We start from the raw sequence: 21,939 nt of genomic DNA on the forward strand, positions 1-21,939 counted from the left end.
AACCCCCGCATTCGCCGGAAATGGAGGGTTGAAGGCTCGTCGACGGACCGATCCGAAAGGCGCCCGAAAGGAGAAACGACGCCCGTGCACTGGACACCGGCATCGCGCCCTCCATCTAATGACCTTGGCGGGTCGGCACGTCCATATTGGGCGGTTGCAGGCAAACCGTTCTCGAAAAGGCGGCGAGAACGATAGGACTTTTCCCGTCTGCCGCCCTCGGGGTCATCTGTTTGCGTTGTAGCAGTCGATTAAATTGATAGTTTTATCTGGTAACCGATGGAGGTCGAAATGGTCTTTGGACGAATTACCGGAATGGTGGGACTGGCAATTGTGCTCGGGGGCCTGCAGCTGGGTGCTGCGAGTGTTGCGTTTGCCGACACGACGATCTTGAACGTGTCGTACGATCCGACACGTGAACTCTATAAGGACTTCAATGCTGCCTTCGCTGAGAAGTGGAAGGCCGATACCGGCGAAACCGTAACGATCCAGACGTCGCACGGCGGCTCGGGCAAGCAGGCCCGCTCGGTCATCGATGGACTGCAGGCCGATGTCGTGACGCTCGCGCTCGAAGCCGACATCGACGCGATCGCCAAGGAAACCGGCAAGATCCCGGCGGACTGGAAGACGAAGTTCGAAAACAACAGCGCCCCCTACACCTCGACAATCGTGTTCCTGGTGCGCAAAGGCAATCCCAAGGGCGTCAAGGATTGGGGCGATCTGGTGAAGCCGGACATCCAGGTGATCACGCCGAACCCGAAGACTTCGGGCGGCGCACGCTGGAACTTCCTCGCCGCCTGGGCCTATGGTCGGGCCGCCAATGGCGGAGACGATGCCAAGGCACAGGAATACGTGACCGAGCTCTTCAAACATGTTCCGGTACTTGATACCGGCGCGCGCGGCGCGACGACGACCTTCGTGCAGCGTGGCCTTGGCGATGTTCTGCTCGCCTGGGAAAACGAGGCCTATCTGTCGCTCGAGGAACTCGGACCAGACAAGTTCGAGATCGTCACGCCGTCGGTCTCGATCAAGGCCGAACCGCCGGTGGCGCTCGTTGACGGCAACGTCGACGCCAAGGGCACGCGCAAGGTGGCGGAGGCCTATCTCGGCTACCTCTACAGCGATGCCGGCCAGAAGATCGCCGCCAAGCATTACTACCGGCCGTTCAAGCCGGCAGCCGCCGATCCGGCTGATATCAAGCGGTTCGGCGACCTGAAGCTCGTCACCATCGAAGACTTCGGTGGTTGGAAGGAAGCCCAGCCGAAATTCTTCGGCGACGGCGGCGTCTTCGATCAGCTCTACAAGCCGGGCCAATAAGGACATCTTGGACGCGCAGCCGGACAACCTGGCTGCGCGTCTTGCTTTGCACCGCACCGGCCCATTGGCAGGAAACGCGGTTCGTTACGTCTTACGAGTTTTACAAAGGTAGTGTCATTGACGGAAGCGACGAAGACTGCGCCCTGGCGGTTTCGCCAGCCGAGTGTTTTGCCAGGCTTTGGGCTGTCGCTCGGGATCACGCTGAGCTGGCTGGTGCTGATCGTGTTGATCCCGCTGTCGGGCCTGGTGTTTCGGGCCAGCGGCCTCGGCTGGGCCAAGTTCTTTGAACTGGCGCTGGATCCGCGCACGCTCAATGCGCTGAAGATCTCCTTCGGCACGGCGTTTCTCGCCGCCGTCATCAACCTCGTCTTCGGCGTCATCCTCGCCTGGGTGCTGGTGCGTTATCGTTTCCCCGGCAAACGGGTGATCGACGCCATGGTCGACCTGCCGTTCGCCCTGCCGACCGCGGTTGCCGGCATCGCGCTGACGACGCTTTACGCCCCGAACGGCTGGATCGGCCAGTTCATCGAGCCGCTCGGGCTGAAGATCGCCTTTACCCCCGCCGGCATCGTCATCGCCCTGATCTTCGTCGGCCTGCCCTTCGTCGTCAGGACCGTGCAGCCGATCATGGAGGAGATCGACAAGGAAGTGGAGGAGGCCGCCGCCACGCTCGGCGCCAGCCGCTTCCAGACGATCAGCCGGGTGCTGTTGCCGGGACTGCTGCCGGCCGGCCTCACCGGCTTTGCGCTCGCCTTTGCCCGCGGCGTCGGCGAATACGGCTCGGTGATCTTCATCGCCGGCAACCTGCCTTACGTCTCCGAGATTGCGCCGCTTCTGATCGTCATCCGGCTGGAAGAGTTCAACTACGCTGCCGCCACCGCCATTGCCGCGGTCATGCTGGCGATCTCCTTTGCCATGCTGCTGCTCATCAACTCGATCCAGGCCTGGAGCCGGCGGAGATATGTCTATGTCGCATGATCTGACCGCCAGCCCCCTGCCCGCATCCGGCCCGCTGCCCGCATCCGGCCCGCTGCCCGCATCCGGCCCGCTGCCGGCGTCCGGCCCGCAGCCCGCCTTGCCGGAACTGGCCGCCGCCACCTCGGAAAGCCGCTTTGCCCGGCTGACGCTGACGATCACGGCGCTTGCCTTCGTCGCGCTGTTTTTGCTGTTGCCGCTCGCCGCCGTCTTTACCGAGGCGCTGCGCAAGGGCATCGGCGAGTTCGTTGCAGCCCTCGGCGATGCCGAGACCTTCTCGGCGATCCGCCTGACGCTCACCGTCGCTGCCATCGCCGTGCCGCTCAACCTCGTCTTCGGCGTGGCCGCCGCCTGGGCGATCGCCAAGTTCGAGTTCAAGGGCAAGGCCTTCCTGACGACGCTGATCGACCTGCCGTTCTCGGTCTCGCCGGTGATCTCCGGCCTCGTCTTCGTGCTGCTGTTCGGCTCGCACAGCCTGATCGGTCCGTGGCTGCAGAGCCACGGCATCCAGATCCTGTTTGCCGTGCCCGGGCTGGTGCTGGCCACCGTCTTCGTCACCTTCCCCTTCGTCGCCCGCGAGTTGATCCCGTTGATGCAGGAACAGGGATCGAGCGACGAGGAAGCCGCCCTGTCCTTGGGCGCGTCGGGCTGGCAGACCTTCTGGCATGTGACGCTGCCCAACATCAAATGGGGGCTGCTCTACGGCGTGCTGCTCTGCAACGCCCGCGCCATGGGCGAGTTCGGCGCCGTCTCGGTGGTCTCCGGCCATATCCGCGGTGAGACCAACACCATGCCGTTGCAGGTCGAAATCCTCTATAATGAGTACAACTTCGTCGCCGCCTTCGCGGTGGCGGCGTTGCTGGCGCTGCTGGCGCTGATCACCCTGATCCTGAAGACAGCGCTGGAGATCCGCTACAGCGCCGAGATCGCCGCCAGCCGCAGACATTGATCGCCGTGCAAGCATTGACCGGGAAAGCCCGCATTCGACCAGCTGCCGCAGGCATTTGAAAGGTATCGCCATGGACGTGCGCGTTCACAACATCCGCAAGGAATTCGGCCGCTTCCCGGCGCTCGACGACGTCTCGCTCGACATCCGCTCCGGTGAGCTGATCGCGCTGCTCGGCCCCTCCGGCTCCGGCAAGACGACGCTGCTGCGCCTCGTTGCCGGGCTCGAAAGCCCGACCGGCGGCACCATCTTCTTCGGCGACGAGGATGCCTCGCAAAAGACGGTGCAGCAGCGCAACATCGGTTTCGTCTTCCAGCACTATGCCCTCTTCCGCCACATGACCGTGCTCGACAACGTCGCCTTCGGCCTGAAGGTGCGCCCGTCGAGCCGCCGGCCGCCGGCCGCCGAGATCCGCAAGCGGGCGCTCGACCTCATCGACCTCGTGCAGCTCTCCGGCCTCGACAAGCGTTATCCGGCGCAGCTGTCGGGCGGCCAGCGCCAGCGCGTGGCGCTGGCCCGCGCCATGGCGGTCGAGCCGAACGTGCTTCTGCTCGACGAACCCTTCGGCGCGCTCGACGCCCAGGTGCGCAAAGAGCTGCGCAAGTGGCTGCGCGAGATCCATGACCGCACCGGCCACACCACCATCTTCGTCACCCACGACCAGGAGGAGGCGCTGGAACTGGCCGACCGCGTCGTCGTCATGAGCAAGGGCGCGATCGAGCAGGTCGGTACCCCCGACGAGATCTACGACCATCCGGTCTCGCCCTTCGTCTTCGGCTTCATCGGCCAGTCGAACTGCCTTTCCGTCACGCTGCAGAACGGCGAGATCTGGTTCGAGGACCGGCCGATCGGCCTGCGCGCGCCATCCGAGCCGGACGGCCCGGCCAATCTCTACTTCCGCCCGCACGACATCGAGCTGATCGACGGCTGCGGCGGCTGTCTCGCCGGCCTCGTCACCGCCAGCCGCCGCGTCGCCGGCACCCGCCATCTCGAACTCGACCTCGGCCGCAACCATCCGCATGTCGAGATCGAACTCTCCCCCGAACGCGCCGCGGCCGGTGACCACAGCCGCATCGCCTTCCGACCGACAAAGTGGAAACTCTTCAGGGAAGAACAACAGCCGGCGATAGCAACGTCGGCGGAGCGGGAAGCACGGGCCGACGTGGAGACCGCGGGGGCCGAGCCCTTCGAACTGGCGCGCACGGGCACCTGATTGCCCGTTTCGCAACGGAAGCCGCTTCAACGGCTTTCTGGAAATTGCTCCAGCTGTGACGAGGCACCGGCGAACGACAGTCTACGCGTCGCCGTGCGGATATCGGTTCGCTTCAAGATGCGCTAAGCAGGACCGTCCGTGGCCGAAAGTGCCGCTGAAACGGGAGAAGCGCTGCATGCCGATTGTCGACGACCTGAAACAAGCCCTCGGCGACATCGTCCTGGTCGGCGCGGAAATCGGCGAGCGCCACCGCAGCGACGCCAGCCTGACTGGCAAAGACCTGCCGAAGGCTGTTATCCGACCGACAAGCAGCGAAGAGATCGCCGAAGCCCTTCGCCTCTGCAACGCGAATGGCCAGGCCGTCGTGGTCCAGGGCGGAATGACCGGCCTTGCCGGCGGCGCCAATGCCGACGGCAATGCGATCGTGATCTCGCTCGAACGTTTGACCGGCATCGAAGAAATCGACCCGCAGGCGGCAACCATGACCGTGCGCGCCGGCACGCCGCTCGAAGTGGCGCAACGTGCCGCCGAAGATGCCGGCTTCCTGCTGCCGATCGACCTCGGCGCCCGCGGTTCCTGCCAGATCGGCGGCAACCTTGCCACCAATGCCGGCGGCATCCGTGTGCTTCGCTATGGCGTGACGCGCGACAATGTGCTTGGCCTCGAAGTCGTTCTGGCCGATGGGACTGTCATCACGTCGCTCAACAAGATGATCAAGAACAACACCGGCTACGACCTCAGGCAGTACTTCATCGGCTCCGAAGGAACGCTCGGCGTGATCACCCGCGCGGTCCTGCGTCTGCGGCCATTGCCGGCCGGTCGGCTGACGGCGCTTTGCGCCCTCGAAAGCTACGACAATGTGGTCGCCTTCCTTGCGCGCTGCCAGCGCCGCCTGCCGGGGCTCTCAGCCTTCGAGGCCATGTGGCAGAACTATTTCCGCTTCAACGCCGAGGCGAGCAAGCTAAAGCTCTTTGATGACGTTCCACCCTTTTCCGTCATCATCGAACAGGATCTGCTCAGCGACGACGGCGACCGCGATGCGTTCGAGGCCTTTCTCGGCGAGGCGCTCGAAGAGGGTATCATCAACGATGCGCTGATCGCCCAGTCGGAGAAGGAGAGCCGCTCGTTCTGGAGCGCGCGCGAGGGCCACGCGATGGACCAGCTGCTGCCGTCGCTCATCAATCTCGATGTCAGCCTGCCGATCGGCGATATCGGCCGCTTCGCCGAGGACTGCAGCCAGGCCCTTTCCGCGCGTTTCCCGGCCGCTCATGTCTCCTTCTTCGGCCATGTCGCCGACAGCAACCTGCACATCGCCTTCTCGGAAGCGGACAGCGACGCCGAAACACCGCATATCGTCGATGGCATCGTCTACGAGATCGTACGGCGCTACCGGGGTTCGATCTCGGCCGAACACGGCATCGGTACGCTGAAGCGGGATTTCCTCGACCATTCCCGCAGCCCCGCCGAGCTCGACCTCATGCACCGTATCAAGCATGCGCTCGATCCGAATGGCATCCTCAATCCGGGCAAGGTGCTCTGAAGCGGAGGCGGCAAGGCATAGGATCGCTATCGTCTCTGCTTGCGCTCGTTTCAGAGCCAGGACGCCGGCGTCTCTGGCAGACGTCCATCGGGATCGATGACCTTCAGCTCGGCGCCCTCGCCGGTGTTCCAGCGCCAGAGTGCGACACAGGTTCCGCCGGGCGACATGAACGACGGATAGACCAGGCCGTCGAACCCTGCGTCGAGTTCTGCCTGCAGCCGATGGGTCTCCGGCACGAGGCTATGGTCGAGCGCATCGCGCCATTCGCATCGATGAATGTCCTTGGTAAGCCCGAAGGCGGCAAGCCCGTCCGCCGCAGTCAGCTCGGCCAGTCGCGCAAAGCGCAATTCAAGCTGGGCAATCAGCGCCGGGTGCTGGACGAAACCTTGATTGTACTCCGCCCAGGCAGTCGAGAGTTCGCGGGTGGCATAGATCGTCGGCATGCCCAAGGGGTTCCAGCGCCCACCGAAGCGCGCGGCACCGTCACCGGAAAGGGGCGCATGCGCCCAGCGCGGGACATAGGCGCGCCACAGACGCACCGGCTCGTCTGCCGACATCAGGCGTAGACACCGGAACGCACGGCTTCGAGATAGGCGAGCACCTTGTCGTCCTTGCCCTCGCCAACGAGGTCATAGGCCGTCTTGCCGGCCCATCCGGGGATCGGCTGGTGCTTGAACCAGATAACGGCGCGTCCGTCGTCCCCCGCCATCTCGCCGGCCATCGCGAGGATGCGCACGACGCTGCTCAACGCGGCGTCGACCTTGCGGGCACCCGACTTCGCCGTCAGTGTGTTACGCGCGACACCGATCAGTTTTGCCAGTTCCGCCAGGGTCACGCCGAGGCGATCGGCGACCAAGCGGGCCGAGAGAAAGGAGGAATGGCTCTCGCCGTAATGCGCGGCGGAGACGTTGAAACCGACGGCGACCATGGCACGTTCCGAGCTTATTTTGATCATCAAGCAATCAAAATAGGCTCAAATTGCGCGCAAATCAAGGAAGCCCTATTGTCGCCAAGCGGGTTCGCGCTTCTCAAAAAAGGCGCCAACACCTTCGCGGGCCTCTCCGGACTCCCAGCAATCGGCGAGCTGTTCGATCGTCGCGGCGATGGTTTGCTCGGTGATCGGGGCCCCGAGCGAACGCGCCAGCCGCTTCGCCCGACCGGTGGCTTCAGGCGCCGTCGCCAGATACGGCTCGACCTCCGCTTCGACGGCCGCGTCCAGTGCGTCAGCCGCGACCACGACGGTGGCGAGCCCCATGGCGCGTGCCTCCTCGGCGCCGAACAGCCGGGCAGACATGAACAGCGGCCGCGCCTTGCCCTCGCCGATCCGGGCGACGACATAGGGGCTGATGGTGGCCGGGATCAGGCCGAGACGGGTCTCGGTCAAACCAAACCTGGCGTCGGCGGAAGCGACGGCCGCATCACAGATGCTCATGAGGCCGACGCCGCCGCCAAAGGCGTTGCCGTGCAGACGGCCGATCACCGGCCTGGCAATCTCGTTCAGCGCCTTGAACATCATCGCAAGCCGTGTCGCTTCGGCGATGCGGGTCGCCCGATCCGCATCGAACTGCTCACGCATCCAGCCAAGATCGCCGCCGGCGCAGAAACTGCGGCCTTCGGCCTCCAGTATGACGACCCGGACCGCGCGATCTGCGGAAAGCGAGTGAGCGGCATCGGTCAGTTCGCCGATCATCTTGGCCGACAACGCGTTGTGCTTCTGCGGTTGTGCCAGCGTCAGCCGCGCGACGCCGCGTGCGTCGGTCGCGATCCTTATCGTATCGAAGGTCATGAACTTGTCCTCAAGGTCCGTGCGAAAGCGGCCGCCTGTTCGAGTTTCGCCACGTCGAGGCCAGTCGAGAAGCCCTTGCCGGCGACGAAGGCGTTGACGGCGAGTGTGTCGACATTGCCGGCCGCTCCCGGCGCATAGGGGCAGCCGCCGAGACCGCCGGCCGAAGCGTCGAAAACCCGCAAACCGCGGTCGAGCGCCACGGCGATATTGTCGAGCGCGCGGCCTGACGTGTCGTGAAAGTGGCCTGCAAGCCGTTCGGACCGAATGCGCTCGAGTACTATAGCCAGCATCGCGTCGACCGCCTCAGGCCTGCCCCGCCCGATCGTATCGCCGAGACTGATCTCGTAGCAGCCGAGATCGTCGAGCAGGCCCGCGACATGGGCGGCACTGGCCGGGGCGATCGCACCCTCATAGGGGCATTCGACAACGCAACTGACATAGCCGCGCAGCAAGAGCCCACGCTCACGACAAACGTCGGCTACCGGGCGAAAGCGCTCGATGCTTTCGGCGATCGAGCAATTGATGTTCGTCTGCGAGAAGGTTTCGGAAGCCGAAGCGAAAATCGCCACCTCGTCGGCACCGGCATCGAGTGCCGCCTCGAGCCCGCGCATATTGGGCGTCAGTACGGCGTAGCGCGTACCGGGTCGCCTGCGAATGCCCGCCATCACCTCGGCGGCGTCGGCCATCTGCGGCACCCATTTCGCGCTGACGAAGCTCGTCACCTCGATGCGCTCATAACCGCAGTCGGAGAGAAGATCGACGAGGCGGACCTTGTCGGCGGTCGCGACCAGACGGCTTTCGTTCTGCAGCCCGTCACGCGGCGCCATCTCGACGATCGTCACGTGCTCAGGCGCCTTTCCCCTCATTCGGCACTCTCCGGCTGGAGCATGACCAAGACCGCGCCGGCACTGACCTGCTCGCCTTCGCCGACCAGCACGCTCTCGACAACGCCGGCGCGCGAGGCCGACAGTGTCAGCTCCATCTTCATCGCCTCCATGACGGCGAGCGCCTGCCCCTTTTCGACCGCATCACCGGGGCGGACCCGGATGAGCTTGACGATGCCCGGCATCGGCGCCGACACCTCGTCATCGGCCACTTCGCTGGAATGACCAGCGCCAAGCGCGTCGGGCAGACGCAGGACATGGGTGTCGCCGTTGAGAAACAGGGTGATCTGCTCGCCTTCGCGCAGGAAGCGGAAATCGTGCTGGGCGCCGGAGATTTCGGCGCGGGCGCCATCGGTGAACCGGTCAAGGATCACCACGGGCAGGGCCGCGGATCCGGTGTGGACCGCAAACTGGTCGCGGCCGCGTGCGGCCAGCGTCACAATCGCCCGTCCGCCTGTGTGCTCGATCGTGACGTTCCTGCTGGCGTCGCCCCAGATCTGCCAATGGCCGAGCGAAGACCACGGATCGGCAGTTCCGTCCGGCAGCAGGGCGCCGGTCGAGATGATCGCCGCAAGCGCCAAAGCAGCGTCGCTCGGCGCCATCGTCGCCGTGAGCTGATCGATCGAACGGTCGATCAGGCCGGTATCGGGATGCCCGGCGCGAAAATCCGGTTCCGCAGCAAGACGGGCCAGAAAATCGAGATTGGTGACCGTGCCGCCGATACGGCAAGCCCTCAGGGCATTTTCAAGTTTCTCAAGCGCGGCCGAGCGGTTTGGGCCGTGGACGATCAGCTTGGCGATCAGCGGGTCATAGAACGGCGTGATCCGGTCGCCCTGCCGCACGCCGGCATCGACGCGTACGCCATCCTCCGGAAAGCTGAGCGTCGTCAGGCGACCAGTGGCCGGCAGGAAGCCGCGCGACGGGTCTTCGGCATAGATGCGGGCTTCGAACGCCCAGCCGTCGATGCCGATCTCGCTCTGGCGTTTCGGCAGCGCCTCGCCGGCGGCGGCGCGCAGCTGCCACTCGACGAGATCGATGCCCGTGATCGCTTCGGTAACCGGATGTTCGACCTGCAGCCGGGTGTTCATTTCCATGAAATAGAACTGGTCCGGCCAGAGCCCATTGGTCACGTCGGCGATGAATTCGACGGTGCCGGCGCCGACATAGCCGATCGCCTGGGCTGCCCGAACCGCAGCATCGCCCATGGCACGCCGCACTTCCGCGGTCATGCCGGGAGCCGGCGCTTCCTCGATGACCTTCTGGTGGCGGCGCTGCAGCGAGCAGTCTCGCTCGAAGAGGTGCAGGATGTTGCCGTGCCGGTCGCCGAAGACCTGGACTTCGATATGCCGGGGTTTCGTCAGATACTTCTCGATCAGCACCGAGCCGTCGCCGAAGGCGGCTTCCGCCTCGCGGCGCGCCGCCTCGAGTGCGGCTGGAAACTCGGTAGCGCTGTCGACGCGTCGCATGCCCTTGCCGCCGCCGCCGGCACGCGCCTTGATCAGTACCGGATAACCGACCCTTGCCGCTTCCTCCACGAGGAAGTCGGCATCCTGCCGCTCGCCGTGATAACCGGGAACGACCGGCACGCCGGACTGCTCCATCAGCGCCTTGGCGGCGTCCTTCAGGCCCATGGCGCGGATCGCCCGCGCCGACGGCCCGACGAAGGTGATGCCGGCCGCCTCGACGGCATCGGCGAAATCGGCATTCTCCGAGAGAAAACCGTAACCCGGGTGGATCGCATCCGCACCGACCGCGCGTGCGGCGGCGATGATGCGCTCGGCCGAGAGATAGCTTTCGAGTGCCGGTGGCGGGCCGATACGGATCGCCTCGTCGGCCAGCGCCACATGCAGCGCGCCGACATCGGCATCGGAATAGACGGCGACCGTGCGAATACCGAGACGCTTGGCGGTGCGCATCACCCGGCAGGCGATCTCACCGCGATTGGCAATCAGTAGTTTGGCAAACATCGGCATCCCGGCCCCTATCGCGCAGCGATCACATCGATTTCAAGCAGCCAGCCGGCATCGAAGATCCCGGCGATCGCCACCGTCATGGCGGGTGCGAGCGTGCCGAGATATTCGGCGCGGGCCGCGCGGTTCGCCATCGCGTACTGGCGGTCAGCAAGCAGGACCGTCACCTTGACGATATCGGCCTTGCTCATGCCTGCCGCCCGCAGCTGTGCATCGATGTTCGCCCAGACCTGACGCGCCTGGGCCTCGAAGCCCTCCGGCAGCACGTCCTCGGCGCTCAACGGCACCTGGCCGCTGACGAACAGAAGCTGCTGGAAGTCCTCCAGGCGAACGGCCTGCGAATAGCCTCCACGCGATTGCGGCGCGTCGCTGGCATTGATGTCGTCGCGTTTCATCCAGGTCTCCCTACATCCTGAAGAGGCCGAAGCGCGTGTCTTCGATCGGCGCATTGAGCGCTGCCGATAGCGACAGGCCCAGCACATCGCGCGTCTTGCGCGGATCGACGACACCATCGTCCCAAAGTCTTGCCGAGGCGTAGAGCGGATGGCTCTGGCGCTCGAAGAGATCGAGGATCGGCTGGCGAAAACGCGCCTCCTCCTCTTCGCTCCAGGGTGTTCCCGCCCGCTTCAGCGCCTCGCTGCGCACGGTCGTCAACACACCGGCCGCCTGCTCGCCGCCCATCACAGAGATACGGCTGTTCGGCCAGGTCCACAGGAAGCGTGGCGAGAAGGCGCGGCCGCACATGCCGTAATTGCCGGCCCCGAAGGAGCCGCCGACGAGCATCGTCACTTTCGGCACGCGTGCGGTCGCGACTGCCGTCACCAGCTTGGCACCGTGCTTGGCGATGCCTTCTGTCTCGTATTTCCGTCCGACCATAAAGCCGGTGATGTTCTGCAGAAACACGAGCGGGATCTTGCGCTGGGCGCAGAGCTCGACGAAATGCGCGCCCTTCAGCGCCGATTCCGAAAACAACACCCCGTTGTTGGCGATAATGCCAACCGGGATGCCGTGCACATGGGCAAAACCGCAGACGAGCGTCGTGCCGTAGCGTGCCTTGAACTCATCGAAGCGCGAGCCGTCGACGACGCGGGCGATGACCTCGCGGATATCGTAGGGCGTGCGCAGATCGGAGGGCACGATGCCGGCGATCTCCTGTGGATCGTAGAGCGGCGGCTCCGGTGTCGCGAGTTCGACCGACAGCGGCTTGTGGCGGTTGAGCGCGGCGACGGCGCGGCGCGCCAGCGCCAGCGCATGGGCGTCATCGCGTGCCAGATGATCGGCCACGCCGGACAGGCGCGTATGCACATCGGCACCGCCGAGATCCTCCGCCGAGACCACCTCGCCAGTCGCCGCCCTGACGAGCGGCGGGCCGGCGAGAAAGATCGTGCCCTGGCCCTCGACGATGATCGTCTCGTCAGACATGGCCGGCACATAGGCGCCGCCCGCCGTGCACGATCCCATCACCACGGCGATCTGCGGGATACCGGCCGCCGACATGTTGGCCTGGTTGTAGAAGATCCGGCCGAAGTGATCCCGATCCGGGAAGACTTCATCCTGGTTCGGCAGGTTGGCACCGCCGGAATCAACGAGATAGATGCAGGGCAGATGGTTTTCTGCGGCGATTTCCTGCGCCCTCAGGTGCTTCTTCACCGTCAACGGATAGTAGGTGCCGCCTTTGACCGTCGGGTCGTTGCAGACGATCATGCATTCGCGGCCCGACACCCGGCCGATGCCGGTGATCAGGCCGGCCGCCGGCGCATCGCCGTTATACATGCCGTGCGCGGCCGTCATGCCGACTTCGAGGAAAGGTGTGGCGGGATCGATGAGGTTGGCCACCCTGTCGCGCGGCAGAAGCTTGCCGCGGCTGACATGGCGCTCGCGCGCGGTTTCGCCGCCGCCGCCGGCCGCAAGCTTCACAGCCTCCTCGACCGTCACGATCGCTTCGGCCATGGCCGCCTGATTGGCCCTGAACGTTTCGGAGGACGGTGAGATGTGAGATTTCAGAACGGTCATGAGGTCCTCATTGGATCGAGTTCGGCCGCTTTCGTCTCATCCCGCTCTAGCTCGTCTCGGTGAACAGTTCCCGGCCGATCAGCATGCGGCGGATTTCACTGGTGCCGGCACCGATCTCGTAAAGTTTGGCGTCGCGCAGCAGACGGCCCGCCGGATAGTCGTTCGTGTAGCCGTTACCGCCGAGCGCCTGGATCGCCTCGAGCGCGAGCGCTGTCGCTTTCTCGGCCGCGTAGAGGATGCAGCCGGCTGCGTCCTTGCGCGTCGTCTCGCCGCGATCGCAAGCGGCCGCGACCGCATAGACATAGGCGCGAGCCGCGTTCGCCGTCACGTACATGTCGGCGAGCTTGCCCTGCATCAGCTGGAACTCGCCGATCGGCTGACCGAACTGCTTGCGTTCATGCAGATAGGGGACGACGACATCAAGGCAAGCAGCCATGATGCCGAGGGGGCCGGCCGACAGCACCACGCGTTCGTAGTCGAGCCCGGACATCAGCACGCGAACGCCGCCACCAATCGTGCCGAGCACGTTTTCCTCCGGCACTTCGCAGTCTTTAAAGATCAGTTCGCACGTGTTGGAGCCGCGCATGCCGAGCTTGTCGAGCTTCTGGCCGGTGGAAAACCCGGCATAGCCTTTTTCGACCAGGAATGCCGTAATGCCGCGCGGCCCGGCCGTCGGATCGGTCTTGGCGTAGACGACGAGCACGTCGGCGTCGGGGCCGTTGGTGATCCACATTTTGCTGCCGTTCAGCACGTAGCGGTCGCCGCGCTTGTCGGCCTTAAGCGTCATTGAAACCACGTCGGAGCCGGCGCCAGGCTCGGACATTGCGAGCGCACCGACATATTCGCCGGAGATCAGCTTCGGCAGGTAGCGCGCCTTCTGGTCGTCATTGCCGTTGCGGTTGATCTGGTTGACGCAGAGATTGGAGTGGGCGCCGTAGCTGAGGCCGATCGAGGCCGATGCGCGACTGATCTCCTCCATCGCCACGCAATGGGCGAGATAGCCCATGCCGGCACCGCCATGCTCCTCGCCCGCGGTGATGCCAAGCAGGCCGAGCTCGCCCATCTCGCGCCAGAGCTGCATTGGAAATGCGTTGTTGCGATCGGTCTCATCGGCCAATGGCGCGATGCGGTCCATTGCGAAGCGCCGCACGCTCTCGCGCAATGCGTCGATGTCCTCGCCAAGTGCGAAGCTCAATCCGCCCTGAAACATGTCTATCCTCCCATCGTGCCGGTCCGCGTGGTCTCCTCCCACAGCGGCCAGACGATAACGCTCCATCCTCTACGCGGATCGCAGCGAATGCAATGATATCAACGCCGCGACACGGCCGGACGATAGCACCGCGTTTCGCTAATTTCCTTCCAAAGAGGGGCGAAGCCAAGCACGATATGGAAATCCGGAGGCGCCCGCCGATTGCATCCTGTGCGTGAAGCGGTCATTGGCGCTCGCGCTGTCGCAGCCGGCGCGGATCGTCCGCGCGCAGACCCGCGGATATTTGGAGGCCGGTTCGGCGAACGACGGCCACTCAGTTCTTGTTCGGCCAGATTTCCTGGGTATCGCCAACGGCTGCGAGCCCCTGCATGGCATCGCGATTGCCCGTCGCGGCCAGCGCCTCGAAGATCCGCCGCGCCTCGTCATAGCGCTTGAGGTTCATATAGGCGTAGCCGCGCAGCACCATCAGGTCCTGGCGCCGGCTTGAAATCTGCCCTAGCTGGTCGAGGAACAGGATCGCTTCCCGGTAACGCTTGGCGTCAAAAGCCGCGATGGCGCGATCGGCCAAAATGGCCGTCTGCAACTCGTCAACCCGCCCTTGGCTCTGTCTCGACTTCGTCGCAGAAACCGCGGCCTTGTTGGTCAGGCCAGCGCGCAGGTAGGCGAGGCTCTGGCCATAGGCGGCGTCTTCGCGGGTTTGCGATGCCGGAGCCTGCAGGGCAACCTCGAAGGCCTCGGCCGCCTCCAGCGGGCGGTTCAAGTCCATCAGGCACCAGCCGCGGGCGAGTGCTGCCTGAGGCGCCAACGCGGCGGGATTGATCGTGGTTCTGCAGCCAGCTCCGCTCCGCACGACCTTTTGCCTTGCACCGCTGGCCGGGGAAGTACGGGTAACGGTCTGGCGGGGCGTTTCCGTCACGACGACCGTTCGCTCGGCAGAATCCGATGTGCTTCTCTGGGCTTCGGCGACCGGAGGCTGGACCGGATTGACCTTGTCCCGCAGTTCCTCGACCTCGCCGAGGCGCGCAATGCGGTCAGAGCGGCCAGACCACAACCGTTGGATCTCGATGACCCCATCCTTGTCGCCCAACTGGTCGCGGCTGAGCGCAAGACCATAGGCCGACGGTTCGTCGTCCGGCTTCCAGCGCAGCGCCGTTGCAAACCACTGTGCGGCGGTCGCCGGCTGATTGAGAGCGCGGGCGTACCAGCCGAACTGCTGTGCCGTTGCCGGTTCACGGGCCTTGGTCGTTTCCGCGGCGATGCGCGCCAGCACGGCCGCATCGAGGGCCAACGGCGGATCGATCGCCAACAGGTTGGCCGTGGCCGCAAAATAGGTCGCGAGCGCGTCGGGCGAACTGTCCCGCCACGGATAGAGAACCGCCTCGGCTTCCGCCGGTACCTTGCGGTCAATCAGCGTCAATGCCAGGCCTTGCGCGGCCGACGCGGAATCTTCCTTGTCATGCGCGCGCCGGAACCATTGCTCGGCTACGCTCATATTGTCGCGGCGCAACTGGTACCAGCCGAGCAGCAGCGCATCGCTTGCCATGCCACCGGCCTCAGCCAGTTTCTCGACACGCTGGACGTACTTGGGATCGACCGCGAGCGCCTTGTCCGCGTCGCCTTCGGCGACAAAACGCCGGGCTAGGTCGTCACGGATGCTCTCGAATTCTGATACGCCCCCGGGATTGGTGCGCTCGAGCGTGAGCAGGTTCTGCATCGTTGCATAGGGCAATACCGCCGCAGCCTTCTGGACGGTGGCCAGCCGCTCCGGGGCGTTTTCGCAGTTGTTCAACACGTAGAGATAGGCATCGCGCGCGCGTTCCGGACGATTGGTCTCGGCGAAGGCTTGCGCGACATGCCAGAGCACATCCACTTCCGAACAGGTGAGAAGGCTCGGCGTGCTGGCGGCGACCGAGATGACGGTCTCATATTGCTTGAGCTGGGAGGCGTTCACCAACCGGGCACGTGCCTCGGCGACGTTAAGCCGCTCCAGAAGGTCCGACGGCGGCTGCCACGCGGCTTCCTTCGCCTGACGCTCCGCGATCGCCTTGCGAACCTCGGCGTAACGGCCCTCCGAATAGAGCCGCCACATGGTTTCGAGCGCGACGTCGTTGTTGCGCGGCACGGCCAACGGGTCGGATGGCGGGACCCAATCCGGATACAAGGAGCGCAGACGAGAGATCTCAACCTGAAGCCGGGCCGTATCGCCCTTGGCGGCGAAGTACCGGAGCGCCGATTCGTCGACGACGGGCGGCGTCTTGCTCTGTGCTGCCTTCTCTTCCGAAGGCTTGTCGGCCTGCGCGACCTCGGTGAACTGCGGCGCAGCGCTTCGCGAAACCTTGTCCGTTGGGCTGGCGACTGCGGCTTGCATCTCGGACGTCGGTTCGGACACGCCCGTGAACTTGTTGCTATTTGGCCGCAAGAAGCCGCCATCGGTCAGTCCGGCAACCCCGATCGCCGTAGTCATCACAGCAGCAATGGCAACGATTGAGGACTTCATAGACACTCCGGACGCTTCTCCTTCACGTAAGACAGCCCCAGCAGGTGCAGCGTGGAAGGATAATATTGCGTCGGGCTGAACACTTTGACGCTGTCGGGTATCGGAACCCGGTCCAAGACACAGGCCAGAATATGGTTAACAAATCGATAACCGGGGTCCGTCAGGGTGGTTTGGACGGTACCGGTCGAGACGTCGCTGAGGACGAGCGTGCCGTCGCTGCCTGCCATGCCTTCACGCAATCGCGTCAACAGGTCCCTGCCACCCAGATCCGCCCGTACCAGATAAAGCGGGATCCGCAATGCGTTGTAGCCGAACTCGGCCGGGAAGCCTTGGGCCGGCTTTGGAACCGTGCGCAGGCTGACCCAGTCGGCCGGCAGTTTCCGCGGGCCGGACTGGGCAGCATTCAACAATCCCAGACCATCGTCCGTGAGTTCGTTCCAGCGCGGTGACGGCGCTACACGATCGAGTGCCGGAAAAGCCTCGAAGATCCAGTAGGACGGATTGACGACGGGACCATCGGCGCGGTCGGTCGCGCCGAAACCGGAAGCGCCCGGCAGCAGCAGCGTTCGTCCCCCATGCTCGAGCAAGGCGTTGTCGAGGATGGCCGTGGCGATCCGAGCCGCTGCCTGCAAATAGTCCTCCCGCTTCCAGCGCTCACCGGCAAGAACAAGCGCATAGGCGATCAGGATGTCGCCGTCGGTTGCGTTGTTGATGTCGATGACATGGGGCGTTTCGGTCGGGCTCCATTTCCAGGCCGCCAGCCCGTCGTCCCTCAGCAGCAGTTCGCGCCGCGTGAACGACCAGATCAGCGCAAAATCGGCCGGGTTTTCCGCAAGCACAGCCAAGAGCAGACCATAGCCCTGCCCTTCGCTGTGGCTGACATTGCCGTTGGCATCGTCGATGATCCGACCGCCAGGGTCGAGGAAATGGGTCTTGTATTGCGCCCAGTCGTCGGCGCTGACCGAACCGCCCCCTTCGGCCGCGCCGGCTGCCATCGGCATCGCCAGCGCGAGAAAGCTTGCCAGGAGCGCGGTTCGCCACCTCATTGGCGCCGCCCCAGGCGGGTCAGCATGGAGGACGTCGCCAGCCCCAAGAGCACGGACAGCACGATCAGCAACAGCGCGTAGACCATGATGTTGCTGGACAACCAGTTGGCGAAGATCAGGCGGTAGTTTGTCACTGAAGCTGGCTGCGTTTGGACGAAATCGAAACCGGCGACCGGCGTGACTTCGATCTTGTCCGTCACCGGCTCGTAGGCCGAGACACGGCCGGAGAGCTGCTGCCAGCGCGCGGCATCGGCGATTGCGGAAGCCCCCTCGCGCAGTTGCTTGGCCGTCGGCGCCGTCAGCAAGGTCCAGGTCGCGTCGTCAGTGGGGTTGGCGCCCTGTGCCAGAACCAGGCTTGCCGTTTCCGACGGAGCAAATTCGGTCTGTGTTTCGGGCACGATGCGCAGCGAGCTCAGCGAAATGTCGAATTCCTGCTTCACCCAGGTCTGGAATGCCGTGACCTGATTTCGCCATGCGCCGCCACTGAGACGCGTCTGCCACGCGTCGATGGCTTGCTGTGTCTGGTTGCCCGAGCCGGCAACCTCGGCATTGCCCCAGGACATCTGCCGGGCAGCGTCGATGCCGACCTGGGTCAGCACCGTCTTTGGCAGTTGCGGCATGGCACCGATGAAAAGCGCATTGCGGTTGCCGGCCGCAAGCGGCGACGTGACCACTTCGACGGCGAGCGGCCTGCCGCCGGCAACGGCCAGACGGGCAAGAAAGGTCGCCGCGGCCGAGAGTGTGTCCTCGTCCGCACGGTCGAGATAGAGCGGTATGGCGGCGGTGTCGCTGCGGTAGGGCGCTGCCGCCCCGGAAATCGCGGCAAGGTTCGGCCGAAGGCCAATTCGTGCGAAGTTCGGCATGCGCAACTCCGAGGTGTCGAAGAGCGCGAAGCGCGGATCGTTGGCAGCGGGCGTCCCTGGCGCGCACGCCTTGTCCGGCTCGGCAGTCAGCACCGCCTCGATCTCGATCAGGTTGGGACCGGGTTTGAAGTGGCGCATCGTCACATTGATCGGCAGGTGGCGCAGAATGTCGCCCGTCACCGAGTTCAAGGGGATCGTCGATGCGATGTTGCCGTTGACGTAAATGTCGATGTGACTGCCGGGCAGAACGGTCTCGGTATAGGCCGCATCAAGCAGCAACGTCGCATCGCCATAGGCGTCCGCATAGAAATCCGACGGTACGGCAACGGAGAAGCGCGTGCGGAAACGCCGGCCGGTGAATTCACTGGTCTCGACCCCGAGCTCCGAGAAGCGCAAGCGCGCGCTCGAAACCACCAGAGGTGTTTCCGGCAGCAGCCAGCGGCCGGTGGCAATCACGTCCCGCGGCACGTTGCTCGGGCGGTCCATCGGCTGGGTGACCCCTTCGATCGCCTCCTGCACCGCCGACCAGTCCGGCCCGCTGATGACCAGGACCGAAGCCTTCGTCCTGTTGTCGTGCATGAACATGGCGACCGGCCCGCTCGAAGCACCGTCCGGCACCCGCTCGAGCAGCGGCGCCAACTCCTCGGCGGTGCCGACGAGGGCGGTGATCTGGCCGGGTTTGCCGAGTTCGGGCATGGTTTCGCTGAGCGAAAGCTCTTGCGCCGGCATCTGACCGCGCAGTGCCAGCCCTTGCGAAAGCCGCATAAGGGCGGCCGTGCGGCTCGGCTGTTGGAGCCCGGGAACAACCAGGTTGAACTGCGTGCGGCCACTCTCGTCGAGGCCGACCGCGCGCACGTCGTCAAGGCTCGAAAGCACTGCGCTTTCGCCCGAGGAGAAGCGAATGAAGGCGGAATCCGGCGCGATCTCCGTCCAGAGCTCATAGGTCGATTCGACCGTGCAGTCCGTGCGATGACGCTGGCGGACCTTGAACCGGATGTCGTTGGCGCCGGCACGCAGCAGCCCCGGCTTCAGGTCGTAGCTCAACGGCTCTGCTGTTTCGGCGGACCCTATCGCACCGCCGCCGGCGAGTTCGCCGTTGACGAAGACCTGCAGCATCGACGCCTCGGGAGCGACGACGATCGCGTTCTGATAGGCAAAATTCAATGTCGCCGCGGCCTGCGCCTGTGCCGGCGTCAGATAGATGGACCAGGTGCGCTCGTCGACCTCGCCTGTCAGCGACAACGCGCTGAAGGGAATGATGAAGCGCTTGAACTCATCGGATGCCCCGACAGCAACCGGCGGTTCGGCTACCACCCCACCATTCTCACCCGAGGTCGTCGCCGGCGGCTGCAGAACCGGCGCATCTGCAGGGCGTTCGCCGGACATGTCAAAGGGTGACGGTTGAGCAAACACACCGGCCGTCGTCACAGCCAGCAGGGAGGCTACAAGAACGAGGCGCCGGATCATCACGCTCCCCCCTTCTGCGCCTCGGAGCCGCGCAGGCTGCGAAGGAAATAGATCATGCCGCGGCTCGTCTGGTAGAGCGCCAGCCACAGGAACCAGAGCGTACCGCGCACCAGGCCCGGATTGCCGCGCCGCGCGCTCTGAAACTCGCTCCACTGCCGTGAATTGGCAAAGATCAGGTCGGCGACCAGGCTGTGATGCCGTGCGACCTGCGGCAGATACCGGCAGCCGATGGTGGTGATGTCGCCAGCAACCTCCTTGTTCCGGATGGCGACAGGCAAAGATTCCGGTCCACCGCTGCCGCTATAGGGCTCGAAGCGGATCGTGCCCTCGGTATCGGTCGGCAGGAACGATGCGTTGATGCCGAAGACCTGGACGCGGGCGCCGTGGGCGGAAACGTCCTCGATGGTTGCCGGATACCATTGGTCGGCAACACCGAATTCGCAGCGGCGGCTGACCTTGACACGACGCGAGGCAGCCCGCTCGCCGCGTTCGGACACGACGCCGAGCACGCAGCCGGCCATGATCAGGTTCAGGAGATTCCAGCCGCCGACGACGAGGGTGACGTCGGCCTTATATGGCTCGGTATAGACCCGGTAGACCGTCATCACCAGGGCGATCAGCAGCACCGCAAAGATGACGAAGAACGGTCGGGCGATTTCGGACAGGCGGCTTTCCTGGATCGATTCATCCTTTGCCGTCACCTTGAAGGTCGGCCGGCTCGGCCTGAGAAGAACGGAAATGACGGCCGGCAAGAGGTGCACCGTCTGCGCGAACTCATAAAGCTCGGAGATCCACGGCCAGCGGAACGACCCATAGAGATAGTTCTGCATCATCAGGTTCACGAGCATGTAGGCAAGCGTATAGGCGAGGAACTCGCCGCCCGATGCCGTGAAGATCTCCAGATCGAAGAACAGGTAGAAGAGCGGCGCGAAGAGAAAGATCGTGCGCGGGATCGGAAACAGCCAGAACAGCGTCGAGGACATGTAGCAAAGACGCTGCGGGATCGACAGGCCGCTCTTGAACAGCGGGAAGCGGAAAATAAGGATCTGCATCATGCCCTGCGCCCAACGGCTGCGCTGGCCGATGAAGCTCGCAAAGGTCGCCGGCTGCAGACCGGCGATCAACGGGCGGTCGACATAGATACTGTTCCAGCCGCGCCCGTGCAGCGCAAGCGCGGTTTCGCAATCCTCGGTGATGCTCATGCCGCTGAAGCCCTCGGTATCCTCCAGCGCCTTGCGACGGAGAACGGCGGCCGAGCCGCAGAAGAAGGCGGCATTCCACTTGTCGAGGCCGCGCTGGATGATGCCGTAGAACATTTCGTTCTCGCTCGGCATCTTCTCGAAGGTGCGCAGATTGCGCTCGAGCGGGTCCGGATTGAGGAAGAAGTGCGGCGTCTGAACCAGGAACAGCTTCGGGTCCTGCTCGAAATAGCCGACGGTCTCCAGCAGGAAATCGCGCGCCGGCGCGTGGTCCGCGTCGAAGACGGCGATCAGCTCGCCGTCGGAATGCAGCATGCCATTGTTGAGGTTGCCAGCCTTGGCGTGTTCGTTGCGCTCGCGCGTGAGATAGCGCACACCGAGATCGTCGCACAGCGCCTGCAGTTCCGCATTGCGGGCGGATGCGCGCTGCGCTTCGACGAGGTTTGCCGAGTTGCGCTTCTGCTGGGTGCCGCCATCGTCGAGCAGCCAGACCGTCAGCTTGTCGGCGGGATAGTCCATCGCCTTGGCTGCGGCGAGCGTGTTGGCCAACAGCCCGGCATCCTCGTTGTAGGACGGCACGAAGACGTCGACCTTCGGGAACTTGCCGGGAGAAACGGAGCTCGCCTTGCGCGGCGGCAGCGGCATCGCCACCACGAACAAGCTTAGCGACAGCATCATGACGCTGTACATTTCCGCGAGGTAGAGCAGGAAGCCCGGGATGAAGTTCTCAGGCTGGTTCAATGGCGGCAAGGTGCTCGTCGTGCGCCAATAGACGTAGCGCAGCACCACGGCCGTGCCGAAGGCGAGCGCGATCAGGCGCCAGCGACCGCCGGCATTGGCGAGCTTGAGCACGGCCATGAACGTGACGATGAGAACGCTGACGATCAGCTGGGTCTGGAGATTGACCGGCAATGTGATGACGGCCATGACGCAAAGCGAGAAGAACGCCCAAGCGGCTACAGATCCGACCTTGCTCATACATTTGCCTTCCAGCGTTCGGCGTCATGCCACTGGTA

17 protein-coding genes are annotated in these 21,939 nt (G+C 64.6%); 5 read left to right on the forward strand and 12 right to left on the reverse strand.

From position 1 onward, the window contains the following. The first annotated feature begins 312 nt into the window (after nt 1-312). From PWG15_RS29150 to PWG15_RS29170, 5 genes are all read left to right on the forward strand, one after another. Entirely contained in the window at nt 313-1,314 is a 1,002-nt protein-coding gene (locus PWG15_RS29150) for a sulfate ABC transporter substrate-binding protein (protein ID WP_425536833.1), read from the forward strand. A gap of 117 nt (nt 1,315-1,431) precedes the next feature. After that, nucleotides 1,432-2,292: a sulfate ABC transporter permease subunit CysT gene (cysT, locus tag PWG15_RS29155; RefSeq protein WP_425536781.1), complete on the forward strand. Its 861-nt coding sequence runs from the start codon at nt 1,432-1,434 to the stop codon at nt 2,290-2,292. After that, a complete protein-coding gene (cysW, locus tag PWG15_RS29160) occupies nt 2,282-3,238 on the forward strand; it encodes a sulfate ABC transporter permease subunit CysW (protein ID WP_275025006.1) in 957 nt (318 codons plus the stop codon). The genes cysT and cysW overlap by 11 nt, the downstream gene beginning before the upstream one ends. Nucleotides 3,239-3,308: 70 nt before the next feature. Next, nucleotides 3,309-4,448 carry a sulfate/molybdate ABC transporter ATP-binding protein gene (locus PWG15_RS29165; protein WP_275025008.1) on the forward strand — a complete coding sequence of 380 codons (1,140 nt, stop codon included), beginning with the start codon at nt 3,309-3,311 and terminating at the stop codon, nt 4,446-4,448. Between the two features lie 175 nt (nt 4,449-4,623). Further along, nucleotides 4,624-5,988: an FAD-binding oxidoreductase gene (locus tag PWG15_RS29170; RefSeq protein ID WP_275025009.1), complete on the forward strand. Its 1,365-nt coding sequence runs from the start codon at nt 4,624-4,626 to the stop codon at nt 5,986-5,988. 50 nt (nt 5,989-6,038) lie between these two features. Here the strand turns inward: PWG15_RS29170 and PWG15_RS29175 are convergent, their stop codons facing one another. From PWG15_RS29175 to bcsA, 12 genes are all read right to left on the reverse strand, one after another. Continuing rightward, the gene (locus PWG15_RS29175) at nt 6,039-6,545 is read right to left on the reverse strand and encodes an RES family NAD+ phosphorylase (RefSeq protein WP_275025010.1); all 507 of its coding nucleotides are present in this window, start codon (nt 6,543-6,545) and stop codon (nt 6,039-6,041) included. Next, nucleotides 6,545-6,916 carry an antitoxin Xre/MbcA/ParS toxin-binding domain-containing protein gene (locus PWG15_RS29180; RefSeq protein WP_275027251.1) on the reverse strand — a complete coding sequence of 124 codons (372 nt, stop codon included), beginning with the start codon at nt 6,914-6,916 and terminating at the stop codon, nt 6,545-6,547. Before PWG15_RS29180 ends, PWG15_RS29175 begins: the two co-directional genes overlap by 1 nt. A 72-nt stretch (nt 6,917-6,988) precedes the next feature. Continuing rightward, nucleotides 6,989-7,774, reverse strand: a complete 786-nt coding sequence (locus PWG15_RS29185; RefSeq protein ID WP_275025011.1) for a crotonase/enoyl-CoA hydratase family protein — start codon at nt 7,772-7,774, stop codon at nt 6,989-6,991. Continuing rightward, nucleotides 7,771-8,640, reverse strand: coding sequence for a hydroxymethylglutaryl-CoA lyase (locus tag PWG15_RS29190; RefSeq protein WP_275025013.1), 870 nt, complete (start codon nt 8,638-8,640; stop codon nt 7,771-7,773). Before PWG15_RS29190 ends, PWG15_RS29185 begins: the two co-directional genes overlap by 4 nt. Beyond that, nucleotides 8,637-10,625: an acetyl/propionyl/methylcrotonyl-CoA carboxylase subunit alpha gene (locus tag PWG15_RS29195; protein ID WP_275025014.1), complete on the reverse strand. Its 1,989-nt coding sequence runs from the start codon at nt 10,623-10,625 to the stop codon at nt 8,637-8,639. The genes PWG15_RS29190 and PWG15_RS29195 overlap by 4 nt, the downstream gene beginning before the upstream one ends. A gap of 14 nt (nt 10,626-10,639) precedes the next feature. Further along, the gene (locus PWG15_RS29200) at nt 10,640-11,023 is read right to left on the reverse strand and encodes a RidA family protein (RefSeq protein WP_275025015.1); all 384 of its coding nucleotides are present in this window, start codon (nt 11,021-11,023) and stop codon (nt 10,640-10,642) included. Between the two features lie 10 nt (nt 11,024-11,033). Continuing rightward, nucleotides 11,034-12,641 carry a carboxyl transferase domain-containing protein gene (locus tag PWG15_RS29205; RefSeq protein WP_275025016.1) on the reverse strand — a complete coding sequence of 536 codons (1,608 nt, stop codon included), beginning with the start codon at nt 12,639-12,641 and terminating at the stop codon, nt 11,034-11,036. 46 nt (nt 12,642-12,687) lie between these two features. After that, complete coding sequence (locus PWG15_RS29210; RefSeq protein ID WP_275025018.1) at nt 12,688-13,851, reverse strand: isovaleryl-CoA dehydrogenase; 1,164 nt, start codon at nt 13,849-13,851, stop codon at nt 12,688-12,690. Between the two features lie 313 nt (nt 13,852-14,164). Further along, complete coding sequence (locus tag PWG15_RS29215; protein WP_275025019.1) at nt 14,165-16,348, reverse strand: tetratricopeptide repeat protein; 2,184 nt, start codon at nt 16,346-16,348, stop codon at nt 14,165-14,167. After that, nucleotides 16,345-17,394 carry a family 8 glycosyl hydrolase gene (locus tag PWG15_RS29220; RefSeq protein ID WP_425536782.1) on the reverse strand — a complete coding sequence of 350 codons (1,050 nt, stop codon included), beginning with the start codon at nt 17,392-17,394 and terminating at the stop codon, nt 16,345-16,347. The genes PWG15_RS29215 and PWG15_RS29220 overlap by 4 nt, the downstream gene beginning before the upstream one ends. Beyond that, nucleotides 17,391-19,724: a cellulose biosynthesis cyclic di-GMP-binding regulatory protein BcsB gene (locus tag PWG15_RS29225; RefSeq protein WP_275025020.1), complete on the reverse strand. Its 2,334-nt coding sequence runs from the start codon at nt 19,722-19,724 to the stop codon at nt 17,391-17,393. The genes PWG15_RS29220 and PWG15_RS29225 overlap by 4 nt, the downstream gene beginning before the upstream one ends. After that, complete coding sequence (gene bcsA / locus PWG15_RS29230; protein WP_275025021.1) at nt 19,724-21,901, reverse strand: UDP-forming cellulose synthase catalytic subunit; 2,178 nt, start codon at nt 21,899-21,901, stop codon at nt 19,724-19,726. The genes PWG15_RS29225 and bcsA overlap by 1 nt, the downstream gene beginning before the upstream one ends. Between the last annotated feature and the right edge of the window lie 38 nt (nt 21,902-21,939).

It is taken from the genome of Ensifer adhaerens, assembly GCF_028993555.1.
Classification (GTDB): Bacteria; Pseudomonadota; Alphaproteobacteria; order Rhizobiales; family Rhizobiaceae; genus Ensifer; species Ensifer adhaerens_I.

What these genes read in the sequence shown, in the direction of transcription:
- PWG15_RS29150 (WP_425536833.1), top strand. Translation starts at nt 313, where the DNA reads ATGGTGGGACTGGCAATTGTGCTCGGGGGCCTGCAGCTGGGTGCTGCG.
- cysW (WP_275025006.1), top strand. Translation starts at nt 2,282, where the DNA reads ATGTCGCATGATCTGACCGCCAGCCCCCTGCCCGCATCCGGCCCGCTG.
- PWG15_RS29165 (WP_275025008.1), top strand. Translation starts at nt 3,309, where the DNA reads ATGGACGTGCGCGTTCACAACATCCGCAAGGAATTCGGCCGCTTCCCG.
- PWG15_RS29170 (WP_275025009.1), top strand. Translation starts at nt 4,624, where the DNA reads ATGCCGATTGTCGACGACCTGAAACAAGCCCTCGGCGACATCGTCCTG.
- PWG15_RS29175 (WP_275025010.1), bottom strand. Translation starts at nt 6,545, where the DNA reads ATGTCGGCAGACGAGCCGGTGCGTCTGTGGCGCGCCTATGTCCCGCGC.
- PWG15_RS29180 (WP_275027251.1), bottom strand. Translation starts at nt 6,916, where the DNA reads ATGGTCGCCGTCGGTTTCAACGTCTCCGCCGCGCATTACGGCGAGAGC.
- PWG15_RS29185 (WP_275025011.1), bottom strand. Translation starts at nt 7,774, where the DNA reads ATGACCTTCGATACGATAAGGATCGCGACCGACGCACGCGGCGTCGCG.
- PWG15_RS29190 (WP_275025013.1), bottom strand. Translation starts at nt 8,640, where the DNA reads ATGAGGGGAAAGGCGCCTGAGCACGTGACGATCGTCGAGATGGCGCCG.
- PWG15_RS29195 (WP_275025014.1), bottom strand. Translation starts at nt 10,625, where the DNA reads ATGTTTGCCAAACTACTGATTGCCAATCGCGGTGAGATCGCCTGCCGG.
- PWG15_RS29200 (WP_275025015.1), bottom strand. Translation starts at nt 11,023, where the DNA reads ATGAAACGCGACGACATCAATGCCAGCGACGCGCCGCAATCGCGTGGA.
- PWG15_RS29205 (WP_275025016.1), bottom strand. Translation starts at nt 12,641, where the DNA reads ATGACCGTTCTGAAATCTCACATCTCACCGTCCTCCGAAACGTTCAGG.
- PWG15_RS29210 (WP_275025018.1), bottom strand. Translation starts at nt 13,851, where the DNA reads ATGTTTCAGGGCGGATTGAGCTTCGCACTTGGCGAGGACATCGACGCA.
- PWG15_RS29215 (WP_275025019.1), bottom strand. Translation starts at nt 16,348, where the DNA reads ATGAAGTCCTCAATCGTTGCCATTGCTGCTGTGATGACTACGGCGATC.
- PWG15_RS29220 (WP_425536782.1), bottom strand. Translation starts at nt 17,394, where the DNA reads ATGAGGTGGCGAACCGCGCTCCTGGCAAGCTTTCTCGCGCTGGCGATG.
- PWG15_RS29225 (WP_275025020.1), bottom strand. Translation starts at nt 19,724, where the DNA reads ATGATCCGGCGCCTCGTTCTTGTAGCCTCCCTGCTGGCTGTGACGACG.
- bcsA (WP_275025021.1), bottom strand. Translation starts at nt 21,901, where the DNA reads ATGAGCAAGGTCGGATCTGTAGCCGCTTGGGCGTTCTTCTCGCTTTGC.